At 58.6% G+C, this 17,078-nt stretch carries 13 protein-coding genes and 5 pseudogenes; 2 read left to right on the forward strand and 16 right to left on the reverse strand.

What is annotated here, in order from left to right:
- Positions 1–118: 118 nt before the first annotated feature.
- The 11 genes and pseudogenes from P6U29_RS34205 to P6U29_RS34255 all read right to left on the reverse strand — a co-directional run bounded on the left by P6U29_RS34205 (position 119) and on the right by P6U29_RS34255 (position 11,656).
- Positions 119–1,078 (reverse strand): alpha/beta fold hydrolase, encoded by a 960-nt coding sequence (locus tag P6U29_RS34205; RefSeq protein ID WP_407114641.1) that lies wholly within the window; start codon positions 1,076–1,078, stop codon positions 119–121.
- 280 nt (positions 1,079–1,358) lie between these two features.
- On the reverse strand, positions 1,359–3,452 hold the full coding sequence (locus P6U29_RS34210; protein ID WP_407119491.1) for an acetate--CoA ligase family protein: 2,094 nt from the start codon (positions 3,450–3,452) through the stop codon (positions 1,359–1,361).
- A complete protein-coding gene (locus P6U29_RS34215; RefSeq protein ID WP_407114642.1) occupies positions 3,445–4,614 on the reverse strand; it encodes an acyl-CoA dehydrogenase family protein in 1,170 nt (389 codons plus the stop codon). The genes P6U29_RS34210 and P6U29_RS34215 overlap by 8 nt, the downstream gene beginning before the upstream one ends.
- A 16-nt stretch (positions 4,615–4,630) precedes the next feature.
- A complete protein-coding gene (locus P6U29_RS34220; RefSeq protein WP_407114643.1) occupies positions 4,631–5,824 on the reverse strand; it encodes an acyl-CoA dehydrogenase family protein in 1,194 nt (397 codons plus the stop codon).
- A 68-nt stretch (positions 5,825–5,892) separates the two neighbouring features.
- On the reverse strand, positions 5,893–6,684 hold the full coding sequence (locus P6U29_RS34225) for an enoyl-CoA hydratase-related protein (protein ID WP_407114644.1): 792 nt from the start codon (positions 6,682–6,684) through the stop codon (positions 5,893–5,895).
- A complete protein-coding gene (locus P6U29_RS34230) occupies positions 6,681–7,007 on the reverse strand; it encodes an enoyl-CoA hydratase-related protein (RefSeq protein WP_407114645.1) in 327 nt (108 codons plus the stop codon). Before P6U29_RS34230 ends, P6U29_RS34225 begins: the two co-directional genes overlap by 4 nt.
- A 433-nt stretch (positions 7,008–7,440) precedes the next feature.
- Positions 7,441–7,671 carry a hypothetical protein gene (locus P6U29_RS34235; RefSeq protein WP_407114646.1) on the reverse strand — a complete coding sequence of 77 codons (231 nt, stop codon included), beginning with the start codon at positions 7,669–7,671 and terminating at the stop codon, positions 7,441–7,443.
- Between the two features lie 231 nt (positions 7,672–7,902).
- A complete protein-coding gene (locus tag P6U29_RS34240) occupies positions 7,903–8,574 on the reverse strand; it encodes a dienelactone hydrolase family protein (RefSeq protein WP_407114647.1) in 672 nt (223 codons plus the stop codon).
- A 587-nt stretch (positions 8,575–9,161) separates the two neighbouring features.
- The gene (locus P6U29_RS34245) at positions 9,162–9,869 is read right to left on the reverse strand and encodes an SDR family oxidoreductase (protein ID WP_407114648.1); all 708 of its coding nucleotides are present in this window, start codon (positions 9,867–9,869) and stop codon (positions 9,162–9,164) included.
- An 81-nt stretch (positions 9,870–9,950) separates the two neighbouring features.
- Positions 9,951–10,196: pseudogene (locus tag P6U29_RS34250) on the reverse strand (FAD-binding protein); the annotation flags it as partial.
- Between the two features lie 249 nt (positions 10,197–10,445).
- A pseudogene (locus P6U29_RS34255) lies at positions 10,446–11,656 on the reverse strand (acyl-CoA dehydrogenase family protein).
- Between the two features lie 171 nt (positions 11,657–11,827).
- Between P6U29_RS34255 and P6U29_RS34260 the strand changes: the two are divergent.
- Positions 11,828–12,717: pseudogene (locus P6U29_RS34260) on the forward strand (IS3 family transposase); the annotation flags it as partial.
- Positions 12,718–12,974: 257 nt separating this feature from the next.
- Here P6U29_RS34260 and P6U29_RS34265 read toward each other — a convergent pair.
- Positions 12,975–13,996: pseudogene (locus P6U29_RS34265) on the reverse strand (IS110 family transposase).
- Positions 13,997–14,076: 80 nt separating this feature from the next.
- Here P6U29_RS34265 and P6U29_RS34270 point away from each other — a divergent pair.
- Positions 14,077–14,389 (forward strand): annotated as a pseudogene (locus P6U29_RS34270) (transposase); the annotation flags it as partial.
- A 45-nt stretch (positions 14,390–14,434) separates the two neighbouring features.
- Here the strand turns inward: P6U29_RS34270 and P6U29_RS34275 are convergent.
- The 4 genes from P6U29_RS34275 to P6U29_RS34290 all read right to left on the reverse strand — a co-directional run bounded on the left by P6U29_RS34275 (position 14,435) and on the right by P6U29_RS34290 (position 17,031).
- A complete protein-coding gene (locus P6U29_RS34275; RefSeq protein WP_407114649.1) occupies positions 14,435–15,430 on the reverse strand; it encodes a 3-hydroxyacyl-CoA dehydrogenase NAD-binding domain-containing protein in 996 nt (331 codons plus the stop codon).
- Positions 15,431–15,441: 11 nt separating this feature from the next.
- Entirely contained in the window at positions 15,442–16,329 is an 888-nt protein-coding gene (locus P6U29_RS34280; RefSeq protein ID WP_407114650.1) for a 3-keto-5-aminohexanoate cleavage protein, read from the reverse strand.
- Between the two features lie 142 nt (positions 16,330–16,471).
- Positions 16,472–16,699, reverse strand: coding sequence for a hypothetical protein (locus P6U29_RS34285; RefSeq protein ID WP_407114651.1), 228 nt, complete (start codon positions 16,697–16,699; stop codon positions 16,472–16,474).
- Positions 16,700–16,896: 197 nt separating this feature from the next.
- On the reverse strand, positions 16,897–17,031 hold the full coding sequence (locus P6U29_RS34290) for a hypothetical protein (protein ID WP_407114652.1): 135 nt from the start codon (positions 17,029–17,031) through the stop codon (positions 16,897–16,899).
- Between the last annotated feature and the right edge of the window lie 47 nt (positions 17,032–17,078).

The following is a 17,078-nucleotide window of genomic DNA, read 5'->3' on the forward strand; positions in this document are numbered from 1 at the left end:
TTGTCGCGGGATGACCGGAGATGGCGACGCGGAGGTCAGGTTCGTCGAGGAGGCTTTAGAAACAAATGAAACGTCACCCAGTGATCGGCAGACATTCCAGATCAGGACGTCCGTGGGCTCAGATCTTCGCCTTCAGCGCCTCCTTCACTACTCCAGCAAATTCAGACACTCGGGTGTTCAAGAGTTCATAGTCACCCCGAATCGGCATACTACGAGCGTTAGGCACCGCGGCCTCTATCAGGGACCCCTGCCGAGGAAGATGATCCTCTTCAGAAGAAATCATTTCAATAATGGCCGTTGGTACCTGAAGCTTTCGTAGTGCCGACTCTAGGTCGAACGAGAAGAGTGCGGCGTACATGTCATCGTAAATTTCAAAACCCGCCACCTCATCTAGGACCTTATGGCGAACAGCAGACCTCGCGGCAATAGAATCCGGTCTAGTCGGATCGTAGCTGCCCCAGAGAGCATTAAGGTTTTTCTGTACATGAGTCCATCTTGCAGGCAGCCGCTCATCGCTAGGCACCGGGTTATCTGGATCGTTCGTCGCCTCGGGATCACCGTAAGACTCACGCATGGACCGGTTGCGCAGGTCCTTCTCTAAGATGATGCTATGCGTCATGCCGGCGAAGAGGAACTTCTGGATGCGGTCAGGAAAGGCACAACACAACGCAGTCCCGATCTTATTGCCAGCATGGACCCCGAGCACTGAGTACTTCTGAAGCCCTAGTGAATGAAGACATTCTGCAATATGAACCGCGAGATCATGCAGTCCCCAGGATCCCTTTAGTGGGTCGGAAAGCCCAAATCCAGGTGTGTCGATTGCCACAACGTCGCAATCATCGAGGTGCTCCATGAGTGGCAGATAATACGTGGAAGACCGCGGGGTACCGCTGAGGAGTACAAGCGCATTCCCCTGTCCAGACCGCCGGTAATGCAATTGACGGCCCGGAGCGCCAACGTATCCGCGGGTGACTATCTTAGGTCCACCTGATTTTTCGCGAGCATGCGAGGAGATCACTTCCCTCTTTTCAATTTGCTCTAAATGGCCGTGCACGTAGTTTGGATTTTCGCTGTCCACTTTCGCCATCTCTTATGTGTGAATGCCGATGATATCCATTGTACCGCCATGTGGCGCTTCGCGTTTCACCCAGTAGGGGCTCCAGCGCAGCATTTGACCGCAAACATCCGCCCGCGCGCGGCTTTCCTGCTGCCAGACCTTTGGCGCCAATGCTGGAGCCATCCGACCGCTAGTTGGTGCCTCCGAGCAGCGCAAGGCGGACAGGATGCGAGCCTGCGGAGCAATGCTAGCCGCGCGACGTCTCCCGAGTACCGATCCTTCGCGGCGGGTGGTAACGACGTCAGCCATTTGTCTTTTGTTCCTCTCTTCCAAGCACCAGCAGTGCGTCGGCAATCCAAGCGCCCTGCCCCTCGGCGCAGACGATCAGCGGGTTGATGTCGAGCTCCTCGAGTTCGCCGGCGTGCTTCTGCACGAACTGAGCGATGCCCGCGATGGCATCAATGGCCGCCGCAATGTCCGCCTTATGCCTGCCCCGATAGCCGTTAAGGAGGGGGTACAGCTTCAGCCCAAGTACTGCCGCTTCAATGTCCTCGCGCGTTACGGGCAGGAGCAACGTAGTCGTATCGCGCAAGAGTTCGACCAACACTCCGCCGGCACCCAGCGTCATCACCGCGCCGAATATGGGGTCGCGCGTAAAGCCGACGATCAGTTCGGCGACTGCGTCGCTCACCATGCGCTCGACATACAGCTCGCTGCCAAGGTGCGATAAGTCCCGAGCCGCGCATTCGACGGCTTGGGCGTCCTTCAGATTTAGGCGCACCGCGCCAACTTCCGATTTGTGCGCCACGCCCAGTGCCTTCATCGCTACGGGAAAGCCGAGTGACTGCGCCGCAACCACCGCCTCCTCAACGGTGCGAGCGCGCTTGCCTTCGGGGACTGGGAGGCCAGCCGCGACAAGCTTTGCCTTGGCTTGGCCTTCATCGAGTGTGATACGTCCGCCGCGTGATGCGCCCGCGGCGGCGGTGTCAACAGGCTGAGAGAAAGGCTCGCGCCAAGTGGTGCCAATGAAGGCCGCCGCCTCGGCAGCATCTATCGTTTCGGCTATACCGAACATGGGAACTATCCCGCGTTCGACAATTTCTGCCCTGTATTGCTCCGGCATATTCTCCGGCATGCCAGACACGATGGCGCCTTTCGCGCCGTGTATTCTGAGCGCCACTTCGAACGCTCGTACAAGTACTAAGTAGCCGTCATTTAATGGCCCGCTCTCAGGGGATTGCGGGAAGTCGAGGACAAGAGTGTTGAAGTCGAAGCCCCCGGACACCATGGCCGTCAAGATCTCGGTCACAGCCGGCTCGTTGCCCCAGACGTAATTCTGGAAGTCGAGCGGGTTGGCGACCGTCACCAACGGCCCGACCGCTGATTGGATCCGCGCGAGGTGCTCGCCGGACAAGCGTGGGAAATGCGTCCGGCGCCCCACAGCCGCGTCGGCCACGACCGAGGCTATGCCGCCTGAATAGCTCATCGACGACAGCTGAAAGCCGGGGAGTGGTCCAGACATGTGTAGGAGTTTAAGGGTTTCAATAAACGAGGTGAAGGAATCGACGCGGGCGATACCGAGCCGCTTCAAGAAGGCGCCCGATGCGGCGTCGGAGCCCGCAAGTGAAGCGGTATGTGATATGGTGGCGTGCTGTGCCTGCTCGGACCGCCCTACTTTCATAGCGATAAGCGGCTTCTTAAGCTCTCTCGCGCGCGCGGCCAGCCGTTCGTAGCCGGCAATGGAATCGAAGCCCTCGATGTACAGGCCGAGCGCCGTCACGCGATCGTCTTCGATCAGGCCGAGTGCGATTTCGGAAAGGCCGATCTGCGCCTGGTTGCCGGCGGTCACCACATAAGCGATCGGCAGGCCACGCTTCTGCATCATTATAGCGTGCACGACGGCGGACGACTGCGCGATGATGGCAACGCCACGGCTGCCTTCAGGTAACCTGACGCCGCCGACCTGATCCGGCCAGAAGAGCGCACCATCGGCGTAGTTCACTATGCCGTTGCAGTTGGGGCCGATGATCGGCATTTCGCCGGCGGCGGCGAGAAGTTCAGCATGCAGCCGCTTGCCGACATCTTCGAAGGAGGCGGTTTCGAGAAAGCCGGAGGCAAAACAGATGGCGCCTCCGGCGCCCCGCTCGGCCAGCGCCTTGACCACCTCCACGGTGATATGCCTATTCACGCCGATCCATGCGGCGTCCGGCGTCCCGGGAAGGTCCGCCACCGATCGATAGGCCTTCAGTCCGGCAACTTCGTTCTTGGTAGGGTGTACCGGCCAGATCTCGCCGGAATAGCCCAACTTGATTGTTTCCCTGATGACTGTGGCCGCTTGCCTGCCGCCAAATACGGCGATCGACTTAGGGCGAAGAATTTGTTCCAGTTTACGCATCAATCAAGCCCCACGTCTGCTGCTCGCTGTCAGTCCCCTCGAGGGCGGCAAGCCGCTTAAGGTGATGGGCCGCATCACCGAGCATCCTGTCGATCATGGTCACACGCTTGAAGTAATGACCAATGCTGTATTCCATGGTCATGCCGATGCCGCCGTGGAATTGCACCGACTCTTGACCAATCAACCGAGCCGAGCGACCGATCTGCACCTTCGCCGCAGACATCGCCCGCTCACGTTGCTCCGGATCGCTTTCGCCCGTCATGATCGCGGCATACATAGCCATGGAGCGCGACTGCTCCAGTTCGACGAATACGTCTGCCGCCCGGTGCTGTAGCGCTTGGAACGTGCCGATTTTTTTTCCAAACTGCTCGCGCGTCTTCAGGTAGTCTAGCGTGATTGACTGCATCTGGTCGAAGCAGCCCACCGCTTCTGCGCACAGCGCGGCGATCGCTTCGTCCGCGACGCGCGAGATAATCTCGTATGCACCTGTCGGATCGCCAATGACATCGGTTGCGCGCACGTTATCGAGCGTGACTTCCGCCGCGCGTGAACCGTCCTGTGTGGGATAGCCACGGCGCGAAACTCCTCGCGCACTGGCGTCCACGACGAATAGGCCGATGCCATCTTTCTCGCGCCTGTGACCTGAGGTTCGTGCCGACACAATGACCCTGTCGACCGTGTCCCCATGCAATACCAGGCTTTTGGTGCCATTCAGGATCCAACCGCCGCCTTCCTTCTTTGCCGTCGTTTCGACGTCGAAAAGGTCGTATCGTGACTGCGGCTCCGCATAGGCGAAAGCCCACGTTTGACGCCCTTCAGCGATCGCGGAGATCAATTCGGCTTTCTGCGCTTCGTTCGCGGCATGCCGCAGAACACTGCCGGCCAGGACAACGGTGGCGAAATACGGTTCTAGGATCAGCCCCTTGCCGAACGCTTCCATCACGACCATCATCTCGACTGCGCCGCCGCCCACGCCACCATGTTCCTCGGCGAACGGCAACGCAAGAAGGCCCATTTCAGCATACCGCGACCACATCGCCTCACTGTAGCCGCGCTTCTCCTTTTGATAGTTGCGCCGGCTTTCAAAACCGTACTCGTCCGCCATCAGCCGTTCGACGCTGTCTTTCGTGAGCTGCTGCTCGTCTGATAGTTCGAAGTTCATTGTCGAATGTCTCCCGTCAAAGGCCGAGGATCGCCTTGGCTATGATGTTCTTCTGAATCTCGCTGGAACCGGAATAGATCGATGCCGCGCGGCTGTAAAAGTAAGTGTACGCAATCTGCGCCATCCCATTGAGAGCAGTTGGCGCTGCATTGCTGTTGACAATCTCCTCGTTCGAGAGATCGGGCAGCGCATATGGTCCCGCCACATCCATCAAGAGCTCTGCGGCCGCCTGCTCTATCTGCGAACACTTCAACTTGAGGATGGAGCTTACAGGAGCCGGCCTACCGTCCTGCTGCTTCGATGCGTTAGCCACGGCGCGGAGCCGAGTTATTTCGAGCGCCTTCAGCTGGACTTCAACCGCCGCGACCTTCTCGCGAAACGTCGGATCGTCGATGAGTCGCTCGCCGACGGGAGAATGCGCGGCAAGCCTCTTGGCTTGCCGGATACGCTCCTTGGCAATACCCAAGTTGCCGTCGCTGACGCGCTCGTTACCAAGAAGAAACTTGGCATAGTCCCAACCCTTGTTCTCCTCGCCGACCAAGTTCTCAATCGGAACACGGACGTTGTCGAAAAACACTTCATTCACTTCGTCGTAATCGCCGTTGATCAGCTGGATCGGACGCACGGTGACGCCAGGCGTCTTCATGTCGATGAGGAGAAACGAGATACCCTGCTGCTTCTTTACATCAGGATTGGTCCTGACGAGGCAGATGATCCAGTCGGCGCTTTGTGCCCACGTCGTCCAGATTTTTTGGCCATTTACAACATAATGGTCTCCGTTGCGGACGGCCCGCGTCTTGAGGGAGGCGAGGTCGGACCCCGCGCTGGGCTCGGAAAAGCCTTGGCACCACAAGTCATCGGCGTTGATGATACGCGGCAGATAATGCTTCTTTTGTGCATCATTGCCGAAGGTGTAAATGACCGGACCGACGAGAGATACGCCTAGGTTGTAAATCCGAATGGGAAATGCTCGCACCTCTTCATCGAAGATCAGATATTGCACGGGCGTCCACCCCGCTCCTCCAAATTTCTTAGGCCAAATCGGAACGCCCTTCCTGTTCAGAATTTTGAGTACGTCGGCAAACTCGCTTTTGGATAAATTTCGGCCTTCGGCCAATTTGCGCCGCAGCTCCACCGGCACGGCATCGCGCAGATACTGACGCACTTCTTGGCGGAACGCCTGTTCTTCTTCTGTAAATGCGAGGTCCATTGGATTCTCCACTAAGCGGTATTAAGCCGAGCAACGAGCAAAGCAGTCCGGGTGGATCAATCCATCCGTTAGCGTCCGGTGAAGTTTGGCGCTCGTTTCTCGACGAAATGCGCAACTCCTTCTTTGTAATCTTCCGAAGTGCTGGCAGCCCGCACCTCCTCGTCGGCTAACGAACAGGCTTCGGCAAGGGACTGGAATTGCGAAAGGTGAATTTGCCGCTTGATCACAGCGATGGACCGCGGCGAGGCCGCCGTTACCATCTCTCGTGCTATCCCCTGCACCGTCTGGAGAAAGTTTTCTGCCGGCAGCATGCGTACTAGCCCTAGCTGCTCCGCTTCTCGTGCCTCGATGACGCGCGCTGAGCAGAGGAGGTCGAGCGCGTTCATCGTGCCGATAAGGCGAGGCAGCATCCATGCGATACCCACCTCGGCGACAAGGCCGCGCCTGGCAAAAGAGGTAGTGAGCTTTGCGCCATCGGCCATATAGCGGAAATCGCCGAACACGCTGAAGCACAGCCCGATTCCTGCGATCGGCCCGTTGATCGCCATGAAGATTGGCTTGGGCACGGCGAGCAAATAGGAAAATTTCTGGTCAAAATTGTCCGAGGTGCCAGCTGAATCCACCTCGTCGGCCTCGCTCGACTGCGGGCTTAGGAGCGACATGTCATACCCCGCGCAGAAGCCACGTCCGGCCCCCGTGATCACGATCGCCCGGGCGCTGTCATCAGCAGTTGCAGCCATGATTGCAGCGCGCACTTCCGACTGCATTTGGGGCGTCCAGGCGTTAAGCCGATCTGGGCGGTTAAGCGTAATAGTGGCAACATGTTCGGCCACGGAATATTTGACTTCCTTATATGTCATTGCTCTCCCTCTTGTGCGTCTTGGCGGACACTATCTTCCAGTCCCGACCGAATCGCGCTTTTCGGTGAAGGCGCGGGGCCCCCTCGGCCGCTTCCAAACTGACAGCCGTCGACCCGGGCGATCACTGGCTTCTTGTGGTCACGCAGTTCGCGAACCCCTCCGAAACTGCCGAAGCTATGGTCCTCGTTGACGGCGCTGGCGCGGGGCGCCTCCGAGGCAGCCGCGACTTCGAGGAGCCATCCGGCGCAGAAGCAATTGTCGTTGGGCGACCTAAGGACAGCTACGCCCGCATTGCCGCGGAACGCTTCAAGGATATCGCTCATCAAGCGAAACGACTCCCACACCGGGGCCGGCCCTCTTCGGCCCGCTCGAGCGTGAGTTCGAGGATAGTCCCTTCGCGGCGCGTGGTAACGAGGTCAGTCATTTGTCATTCAATCCCTTCCTCCGAGCACCCAGCAGCGCGTCGGCGGTCCAAGCGCGCTGCCTTCGGCGCAGACGATCACCGACTTGATCGCGTTCCGCGCATGATCTCGGCGATTGTAAGGGCCGGGCAAAGACCAATGACGGCAAAATCGGACCGCCGACGAGGAAATTCTGCAAATGCGATGAAGCTTTAGGGCTTTCGACGCTGGCCACGAGAGATCGTACTGCACCGACTCAGGACCTATCATCTTCGCCCAGCGGTCGATCTGCACCCCCGGTGCCGGCATCGCGCGGTTGCGCTCAGCCGGGCGCGCATTGTTGACGCGCACATGCTCACGGACTGCACGTCACGTCCTGGTGCTGCAGCGCTTGGAGACGATCCTCTTGCCAGCCTGTGCGCGCCAGTTTGAGATAGCCCACGGTGTTATCCTGCATACGGTCGAAACAGCCGACCGCTTCGGCGCACAGGGCCGCGGCCGCCTCGTCTGCCACGCGCGAGATGATGGAGAGGGTTGCGCGGACTTCATCGGCCGCAATGACGTGCACGATCTCCGCCGCGCCCAACCCATCCTGTTTCTCATGGCCGCACCGGCGGGACCACGAGTAGACTCGTGCCGTGCTTCTAGCGCCGCTAACGGCTGCGTGTAAATGATTTGCCGACTATCCCCGCGCAGGACCAGACTCTCAGTGGCTCTTTGGACCCGACTATCTACCTTATTAGCGGAATTTTTGCGGGCCGGATCTGCTCGCGGTTGACTCTCCTCCAGTCGCGATCACCGATTACCGAGCCCGAGTCTACCCCAGGTGCTTCTTGAAGAAGCCCGTTGTGCGGCCCCAGGCGACTTCGGCGGCGGTGCGATTATGGCACGGGAGCTGCTCGTTTACGAACCCATGCTCCGCATCATAGCGGAAGACTTCCAGCGACTTGCCGGCCGCATTCATCTCCTCTGCGAAGCCATCGACCATCCGAGGCGTGCACCAATCATCTTTGTTGGCGAAGTGCGCCTGCAAGGGAATCCCGACATCGATGGGCTTCGCGGCATGCCGCGCCGGAATGCCGTAGAACACGACACCTGCCGCGAGCTCCGGGACCTTAGCAGCGCCGATGATAGTCAAGGCACCACCTAGGCAGAAACCGGTCAGGCCCACCTTGGTGCCGTTGCGCGCGAGGTATTGAGCGGCGCCGCGCACACTCTGCGTGGTCGCGTCGATCAAGTCGAGCGACTTCATTTTGAGATCAGCGGCATGAAGGTCGTTAAACGGCACCACCTCTCCGTTGTAAAGATCCGGCGCCAACGCATCGAAACCCGCCAGCGCGAAGCGGTCGCATACCGCTTTGATATGGTCCGTTAAGCCCCACACCGCGTGAATCACGACCACGCCAGGTGCATTGCCGCTCGCAGCATTGGCGAGATAGCCGGAGGCGTCCCCATTGTCCGGACGTTTGAAAATAAGGGCAGTTCCCATGTTTTCTCCTGCTATCTTAGGTGGGCAGAGCTACTCCGCCTGCAGAGGCTCTGCCTTCGAAAAAAATGAGCAGCAATACTGCGAATCCAGCGCAAAATTGCCTTGCGAACACAACAAGAGGTCTAAATTCGCCGTAGAAGTAGGGGACCGGCGTATGGCCACAAAGATTACCGGCTTCTCTTTCCGAGATCGGATTGAGAGCGTCCGACTCGAGTTGCTGCCGCCGCTCCGAGAGCTTAGGCGGCATCCGCAAGCCCTCTACGCGAGAAGGGCTTGACTCCTTGAGCACAGAGAAGAGTAACGCATTCAGGACCCGTGTCGCGTACCTCAGCACCGGCATTATCGGCGGCGCATTGGCCCCCTCTTTCGTTGTGCGCCGCCTCGACCTGATTGTGGGGACCACATTACAAGCAAATGCGAAGGCAGTTGCGTCGTCTGATGATGCCTCTTCGGTACTCTGCTGATTGATAGCGGAGCCGGTCCCGATTGTCAGAACGGAATCTCCCAGATGGAGTGAATGTTCGCTCGAAAGGTAGTCCGAACAAGCAGCATTTTGTCGAAGTTGTCTCGGGGATGCCGAGTTGCCCTTAGATTGCCCGGACCAGCCCACCATCGACGAGAATATCTTGCCCGTTGATATACCCTGCGTCTGCTGACAAAAGAAATGCGGCAGAGCCGGCGATTTCGCTTAGCTTACCAAGCCGCTTTGCAGGGATCGACGCCACGCGTTCGGCTGGCTGCTCATAGTTTTCGAAGTATCCGGGCAGCAGATTATTCATGCGAATGCCACATTGGGCATTCTTTTCTACATAGAGCTTAGCGAACGCTGAGAGTCCCGCGCGCATTACTGAACCAACTGGATAGAGCACAGAAGGTTCACGTACGTTGCAACTCGATATGTTCACGATAGCACCGCCTCCCTGAGCCACCATTGGCGGTGTCACCAGACTCGAGAGTCGCACGGCCTGCAACAGAACCAAGTCTAGCGCGCGATGCCATGTCTCGCTATCGATGGCTAACAGCTCACCTTTGGCAGGAACACCGGTACTACAAACAAGCGCATCGATCCTTCCAAAACGATCCATCGTTGTGCTGACCAACCTTTGCAGGTCATGCGGATCCGTAAGAGATCCGCGCATTGGAAGAGCATTCAGTTCTGCAGCAAGGATTTCCACCTTTTCCGATCGAGCAAAGAGCGCCAGCTCGTAACCGTCTGCCGCCAGCCGGCGAGCTATCGCCTCTCCGAGGCCCTGGCTCGCGGCGGTCACGATTGCAACCCGCTTCCCTTCGTTCATTTGACCCTCCTGTCACTACTGGCCCACGCCCAGGCTCATGATGCTTGCCATAAAACGCAACTTCCGCTCCTACACGAAAAGCTAACTCATCAGCACGCGCTCCGTATGCGCTCCTCTACGAATTCGCAAAGAGCCAGATAGAGGTCCCAACAGCCCATCCTCCGTGTCTTGGAAGACCGGCGCGTCCTCGCCTTGTTGATGGCGACGATCAGCTCGCAATCATTCATGCCGAGGAGCTGATCCCCCCGAGATTTCGACCGCCATGCACAGCTCCGGCGCAAGGACCTTGCCGCTCTGGCCGACCTGCCAGTCGTTTGGCGGAACGCCTCTCCCCAGCCGACCATGTTGTTCGAAAGCACCTCAAGAATGCAAGCTCCCCAAAAGGTCCCCACTGGGCCTCGCTGTAGCGGATCCTGCTCGCCTGATACATGCGACTATCAAAGGCGCAGCTTTCGAATACCAGCAATTCTCCGGTGTCTTTCAACAGACGGTGTTCATCCGTTAGCGTAAAGCTCATTCGATAAACCCGGATTGGAGCCCATCCGAAAGAAAGTAGCTGGCAAGCCGCTTCGTTGCTCAACTAAAACTCAATCCCAGAACAGCCTTAGCAATAATGTTCTTTTGGATTTCGTCCGAACCTCCATAAATCGAGAACTTGCGCGCGTTGAAATAAGCGGGCGCGATAGTCGCTTCCCAATCGTAACCAATGGACGGCTTGCTGGTCAGGTCAAGATCTTGTTCAGATGTATAGGGGAGCGCATAGGGGCCGACTACATCCATCAAAAGTTCGACTATAGCTTGTTGAATTTCCGTCCCCTTCAGTTTCAAGATAGAACTCGCAAGGTCGAGCCCACGGTTTTGTTGATTTTCTTGATTGGCAACGACACGAAGCTGCATCACCTCGAGCGCCTTCAATTGAACCTCGATCGCAGCAACTTTCTGGCGGAACGCGGGAAGGTCGTATAGCGACTGGCCGGCGAGCTGCACTCTGCGGGCGAGGGCCTCGACTCGCCGGATGTGCTCCTTTGCCACGGCGACAGCCGCGACATTGGTGCGCTCCGTGCGAAGTAGAAACTTGGCGTAATCCCAACCGCGGCCCTCCTCGCCGACAAGGTTGTCAACGGGAACACAAACGTCATCAAAGAAGACTTCACTTACTTCATAACTTCCGTCGATTAGCTGGATCGGTCGCACCGTGACGCCGGGCGATTTCATATCGACCAACAGAAACGAAATACCCCGCTGCTTCTTCCCGTCGGGATCGGTTCTAACCAGACAATATATCCAGTCGGCATACTGCGCCGAAGTTGTCCACGTCTTTTGACCGTTAACAATATAGCGGCCGCCGTCACGTACTGCCCGAATCTTGAGTGATGCGAGATCAGAGCCAGCTCCCCGCTCCGAAAATCCCTGGCACCACCAATCCTCCACATTGACGATTCGTGGCAGATAGTAGCTTTTCTGCGCTTCGTTGCCGAATGTGTAGATCACCGGTCCGACTAGATCCGCGCCACCGCCAGCTAATCCGGAGTCGGGATCTGGCTCAACTCATCGTTGAAGATGTATCTTTTGATTTGATCCCAGCCTGTTCCGCCATACTCGATAGGCCAGTGCGGCACACCCCACCCCTTCGCTGCCAGTTGCCGCGTCCAATGCAGTCTTTCCTCCCTGCTGGGACGCCTCCCCGAGACCAACTTCTCGCGAAGATCGGAAGGCAGAGCGGTTCGGCAGAAGGCCCTGACCTCATCCCGAAAAGCGAGCTCGTCCTCGCCGAAGCTCACATTCATAGTTGCGACCCGATTGCCGGACGCGTAGGCCAACAGCTTGCACTCCGCCGGGACCGCCCTTACTTAAACCAGCTACCTGACCTTGCCCCGCGGGCTTAATCCAGTTTGAAGTTTGTTCTGGCCTACGACAAGGACCAGAGCATGAAGCGCAGCCGCTTTTAGGAAGAGCAGATCATCGGAATTTTGAAGGAGCACGGGGCCGGCGTTTCGGTCGCCGATCTGTGCCGGAAGCACGGCGTCAGCGACGCCAGCATCTACAAATGGAAAGCCAAGTTCGGCGGGATGGAGGTCTCAGAGGCCAAGCGGCTGAAGACGCTGGAGGATGAGAACACGCGGCTGAAGCGGCTGCTGGCCGATGCCATGCTGGACAACGCAGCCTTGAAGGATCTCTTGGGAAAGAAATGGTGACGCCCGCGGCCAAGCGGAAAGCTGTCGCCCATCTGCGGGAATCCTTCGGGATGAGCGAACGGCGGGCGTGTAAAGCCATCGGCTGTTGCCGCATGACCATGAGATACCAGACGACCAGGTCGGACGATGCTGGCCTTCGCCAACGCATGCGAGCGATCGCCCAGGAGCGCCGTCGCTTCGGCTATCGGCGCCTGCATGTTCTGCTGAAGCGGGAGGGTTATCTGATCAACCACAAGAAGCTCTTCCGGCTCTACCGGGAAGAGAGGCTCGCGGTTCGTCGCCGAGGCGGCCGCAAGCGGGCGATCGGAACCCGGGCGTCGATGACAGTGCCGATGGCGCCGAACGACCGCTGGTCGCTCGACTTCGTATCGGATCAGCTCACCGATGGCCGCCGCTTCCGCATCCTGACCGTGGTCGATGATTGCACGCGCGAGTGCCTGGCGCTGGTGGCCGACACTTCGCTCTCGGGCACCCGGGTGGCGCGGGAACTGGAGCGGCTGGTGATGGAGCGCGGCAAGCCGAAGATGGTGGTCAGCGACAACGGCAGCGAGTTCACCAGCAATGCCATCCTGACCTGGGCCGATCAGAGCCGCGTCGAATGGCACTACATCGCGCCGGGCAAGCCCATGCAGAACGCCTTCGTCGAGAGCTTCATGTATAGACGGCCCCGCGGATGCAAGGGATTTCAGCAGCACTTTGGATACCGGTCGGGTGCGTTCATGTATACGGCCTGTTTGTGCGACCGATGCCATGGCCGCTGGCCCTGATGGAGATCGCGGATCGAGGCCTCATCAACGGGTCGCGCTTGTTGCGCTTAAAGCTCTTCGGGCTTGCTCGATCCCCAGCTCCGCCGGTGTCCATCATGCTGTCATCTGCCCTCACACCATAAGGTGGCCAACATACGCGACATTCAGGTCGCGAGCTTAGACCGATAGAATTCCCCGGTCGTCATCATCGCCCAGACGATCCGTGCCAACTTGTTGGCAACGGCGATGGCGACGACATGGGCCGACGCCGTCCAAGCAGGGCTTCGATCCAGCCGTCTCCAACCCGGGAGCGTACCTTTGGGTACCGAACGACGTTACGCGCTCCGATGACAAGCAAGTGCCTGAGATAGGAATCGCCCTGTTTCGTAATCCGGCCGAGCCGATCCTTCCCGCCGGTGGAATTCTGCTTAGGCGTCAGGCCAAGCCAGGCCGCGAATTCCCGCCCGGAGCGGAACATGGTCGCGTCCGGCACGGTCGCGGCGAGAGCCGTGGCCGTTATGGGACCGATCCCGGGAATCGACGACAGCAACTTCGCCATCGGATTTACTCGCTGGATCTGAGCCAGCTCGCGCTCGATGGCCTCGACCTGCCGGCCCAATTCCTTCAGTTGGTTCACAAGGACGGCCAGTGCGATGCGGGCGTGGGCCGGTAGTGTCAGTTCCTCGTCATCCAACAAGTCGACCAGACCATCCACCCGTTGCCGGCCTTGTCCGACAATGATTCCGAACTCAGCAAAGTGAGCCCGAATGGCGCAGGCTGTCATGGTGCGTTGGCGGACCAACAAGCCTCTTGCACGATGAAGCATCAAGAAGCCCTGGTTCTCCACGCTCTTGATTGGAACGAACCGCATATTGGGACGGGTGACCGCTTCGCAGATCGCGGCCGCGTCAGCGGCGTCATTCTTGGCTCCTCTTCGTACGTAGGGTTTAACATAGGCTGGCGGGATCAATCTCACATCGTGTCCAAACTGCCGAATCTCCCGCGCCCAGTGGTGAGCAGTCGCACAGGCCTCAATGCCGACTAGGCAAGGTGCGAGCGAGGAGAAGAACGACACGATCTCGCCTCGCCGGAGGCGTTGGCGACCGGCCACTTGGCCTTGGCCATCAACTGCATGGATGTGAAATACGTGCTTCGAAATGTCCAACCCAATTGTCGCGACTTCCATTGGTGAATTGCTCCTGTTAGCGGGTTCGTCCATCGCCAGTATATCGCCGGCGCCGAGGGAGCGGGGCCGTCTTCCCCATCAACGGCCGGCTACGGGACGAATTGTTGAACGAGACGCTGTTCACATCGCTGGCCCAGGCGCGCGTCACGCTTGGATGTTGGCGGGACGATTACAACAACACACGACCGCACTCGCAACTCGGATGGAAGACCCCGTCCGAGTTTGCCTTCACCTGCCATCCGCGCCGGGATTCTGGCGCTGCGCTATGCCGAAGGCTCCGCGCCAGCTCCCGTCGCTAGCACCGCCCAACCGGGGAAATCCAACCGCCAGGACGAACTCAGCAAGTTGGGGGCAAGGTCACCGAACACGAGAAAGCGGGCCAGAGGACGTTGAACAGATGTACGACCGGTGCATTGAGACGGAGCTTTGCGATATCTGCTATATCGTTTTCTGGCTCGCGAGACTTTTCTCCCAACTCAACAGTATCTCACCGGCGCCGTAACCTTCGCCCCGAAGCGCCTGCAGTATTGCTAGAAGGCAGTCATCACGCTTCTGTTCGAGTTCCGCCATGGTCAGGTTCTCGGCCTTCGCCTGCGAATCCGATTGGTCGGCTAACTTTTCTATGAAGGCACCAGTGACCTCGGGGACATCAGTTAGCTTCGTCCAAGGGAATTTCAGAGTTGGCCCCCACTTCTCCATAAAGCGGCGCATTCCCGCTCCATCGCCTGCGATGCGGAAGGGGCCGATAACTGCCCGGCGCAGCCCAAAGGAATAGCGGACCGCGTCATCAATATCTTGCACGGTAGCCACACCGTCATGCACCAACCATAGCGCCTCGCGCCACATTGCCTCTTGCAGCCGGTTTGCAACGAATCCATCTATTTCCTTGCGAACCACAAGCGGGTGCATTCCTACTGAACGAAAGATTTCCGCAGCCCGCGTTAGCATTTGGGGGTCCGTGCATTGTCCAGCGCACAGCTCAACAAGCGGCAGCAGATAGACAGGATTGAATGGATGCGCCGCGAGCAAGCGCCCTGGATGGGCAATCTCCGCCTGCAGCACTGACGGCCGAAATCCGGAAGTCGAAGAACATATGGGGGTGTCAGGCGCTGCAGCCTGGCTAGCAGCCGCCAGGAGTTGCCGCTTGATTTCTAAGCGCTCCGGGGCAGATTCTTGCACAAGCTCCGCTCCGAGAACGGCCTCCTCCACAGAGTCCACGACCGTAAGCGTACCCTCCCTCGGTAGCGGAACAGCGGTCAATCGACGATACGCTCGTCGCGCTTCGGTGACCGTCTTGTGCACGCAATCGAACGCGCCAGGGGCGGGATCATAGATCCGCACATCGACCCCATTGAGGATGAATCGTGCGGCCCATCCGCTGCCAATGATCCCCCCACCCAACAATCCGACGGTTCGCGGCTTCTTCTCAATCATGGACTGACTCCTCAGGCGTGCACTTTCAGCGCCAGCTTCTGTCGTACCTCATCAGGGCTCATCACCCTCACTCCCATCCGGTCCAGAATTTCGACTGTTCTCTGCACCAGCCCAGCATTGGTAGCCAACTGTCCGCGCGCCAGATACCGGTTGTCCTCCAAGCCGACGCGCACGTTGGCGCCAACCAGGGGCGCCAACGCGGCATACGGCAACTGCTTTCTTCCAATCGAGAACGTCGAGTAGATCGCGCCCGGAGGGAGCTGATGGATCAAGGCCAAGAGATTGGTCAGATTGTCGGGCGCACCGTAGCGAATTCCCATACAGAGCTGAACCAGCGGTGGATTGTCGATCACTCCCTCCTCAATCAGCTCGTGGACATGTAACAGATGACCGGAGTCAAAAACCTCGAGCTCAGGGCGGACACCGAGCTTTTGTACGCGCGCGGCCATTGCGCTCAGCATTCCAGCGGTATTGACCATGACATACTCGCGGCCGCCACGGAAATTCATCGTTCCGCAATCCAGCGTACAGATCTCCGGGCGCAATTCCTCTACGTGCACGAGCCGCTCCTGTGCACTAGCCATGTCTGTGCCGGCCGCCGCCGGCAATGGGCAGTCGGGGCCACCCAGCACAAGATCGCAACCCATCCCAGCGGTTAGGTTTATTACCGGATTAACATTCGAATCCCGTATTCGCTGCACCACTTTCCGGTAAAGTGCTGGATCACGCGAACCCCGACCGGTCTTAGGATCACGGACGTGGATGTGCACCACCGCCGCTCCCGCCCGAGCCGCCTCGATGGCCGAATCAGCGATCTCCTCCGGAGTTATCGGAACGTTTGGAGTAGTTACCGCACCACCTCCTGTGACGGCGCAGGTAATGAACACTTCGGAAATCATTGGTATCCCCTCCGTCGCTGAGCTTGATCTGTCCAAAGCTCGATCTCGGGGCACGTTACCGTTTTGAAGGTTTTTAAATCAGCCAATCGGGCGGCAGCCAAGCAGAAATCCTGCACTTGATCGCCAAAAGCAAAGCTTTCTCTCAGAGTTTCACGTGCCCGAAGTGAAATCTCTTCTCAGCCGAACTACTATCAACACGCTGGCAATCGTTCGCGCGTTTGCCGACAATAATCGAGTTGCACATAGACGATGCACAGTTGGCATAGACCACGATCTTGGATGCGACGGTGTCGTGCGACCAGCCGAGCAGAAGCTCGGCCAGCAGTTGGTCTTGCGGCTGAGGGAAGCGTGTCAAGGCGACCGAGTTCATCGTGGTGTCGGTCGGACCAGCAGGCAGCCGAGACGATCTGCATCGCGCTCGAGCCGACCGCGGCATTCAGGTGAATCCTGGCGGTGGCATCTAGCCGCGCGTGGCGGGCAAAAATCCTCAAACACGTCGCGGACGCGGAGAAGCGTCGGCCTCGTGATCTTCCACAAGCTCGGCGGATCGCCTCCTCGACCGCGATCTCATCGAAATAAATTCATTGACGACTTGATGTTCGCGAGTTTGAGCCCGCGCCGCCAGTCTTTCAAAAGGCCAGAAGCGGGGTCGAAACCCTCGATGTGCACGTCGAGCGTGGTGACGCGCTCGTCCTCGATCATTGGGAGCCGATACCGAAAATGTTGGTCCGCGTCTGGTTGCCGGCTGA

It is taken from the genome of Bradyrhizobium sp. LMG 9283 (assembly GCF_045571415.1).
Lineage (GTDB): Bacteria > Pseudomonadota > Alphaproteobacteria > Rhizobiales > Xanthobacteraceae > Bradyrhizobium.

Excerpts from the sequence above, each read along its gene's own strand:
- P6U29_RS34240 (WP_407114647.1), bottom strand. The coding sequence starts at position 8,574 with ATGGGAACTGCCCTTATTTTCAAACGTCCGGACAATGGGGACGCCTCC.
- P6U29_RS34230 (WP_407114645.1), bottom strand. The coding sequence starts at position 7,007 with ATGAGCGATATCCTTGAAGCGTTCCGCGGCAATGCGGGCGTAGCTGTC.
- P6U29_RS34215 (WP_407114642.1), bottom strand. The coding sequence starts at position 4,614 with ATGAACTTCGAACTATCAGACGAGCAGCAGCTCACGAAAGACAGCGTC.
- P6U29_RS34285 (WP_407114651.1), bottom strand. The coding sequence starts at position 16,699 with ATGAACTCGGTCGCCTTGACACGCTTCCCTCAGCCGCAAGACCAACTG.
- P6U29_RS34220 (WP_407114643.1), bottom strand. The coding sequence starts at position 5,824 with ATGGACCTCGCATTTACAGAAGAAGAACAGGCGTTCCGCCAAGAAGTG.
- P6U29_RS34245 (WP_407114648.1), bottom strand. The coding sequence starts at position 9,869 with ATGAACGAAGGGAAGCGGGTTGCAATCGTGACCGCCGCGAGCCAGGGC.
- P6U29_RS34290 (WP_407114652.1), bottom strand. The coding sequence starts at position 17,031 with ATGATCGAGGACGAGCGCGTCACCACGCTCGACGTGCACATCGAGGGT.
- P6U29_RS34275 (WP_407114649.1), bottom strand. The coding sequence starts at position 15,430 with ATGATTGAGAAGAAGCCGCGAACCGTCGGATTGTTGGGTGGGGGGATC.
- P6U29_RS34280 (WP_407114650.1), bottom strand. The coding sequence starts at position 16,329 with ATGATTTCCGAAGTGTTCATTACCTGCGCCGTCACAGGAGGTGGTGCG.
- P6U29_RS34210 (WP_407119491.1), bottom strand. The coding sequence starts at position 3,452 with ATGCGTAAACTGGAACAAATTCTTCGCCCTAAGTCGATCGCCGTATTT.
- P6U29_RS34225 (WP_407114644.1), bottom strand. The coding sequence starts at position 6,684 with ATGACATATAAGGAAGTCAAATATTCCGTGGCCGAACATGTTGCCACT.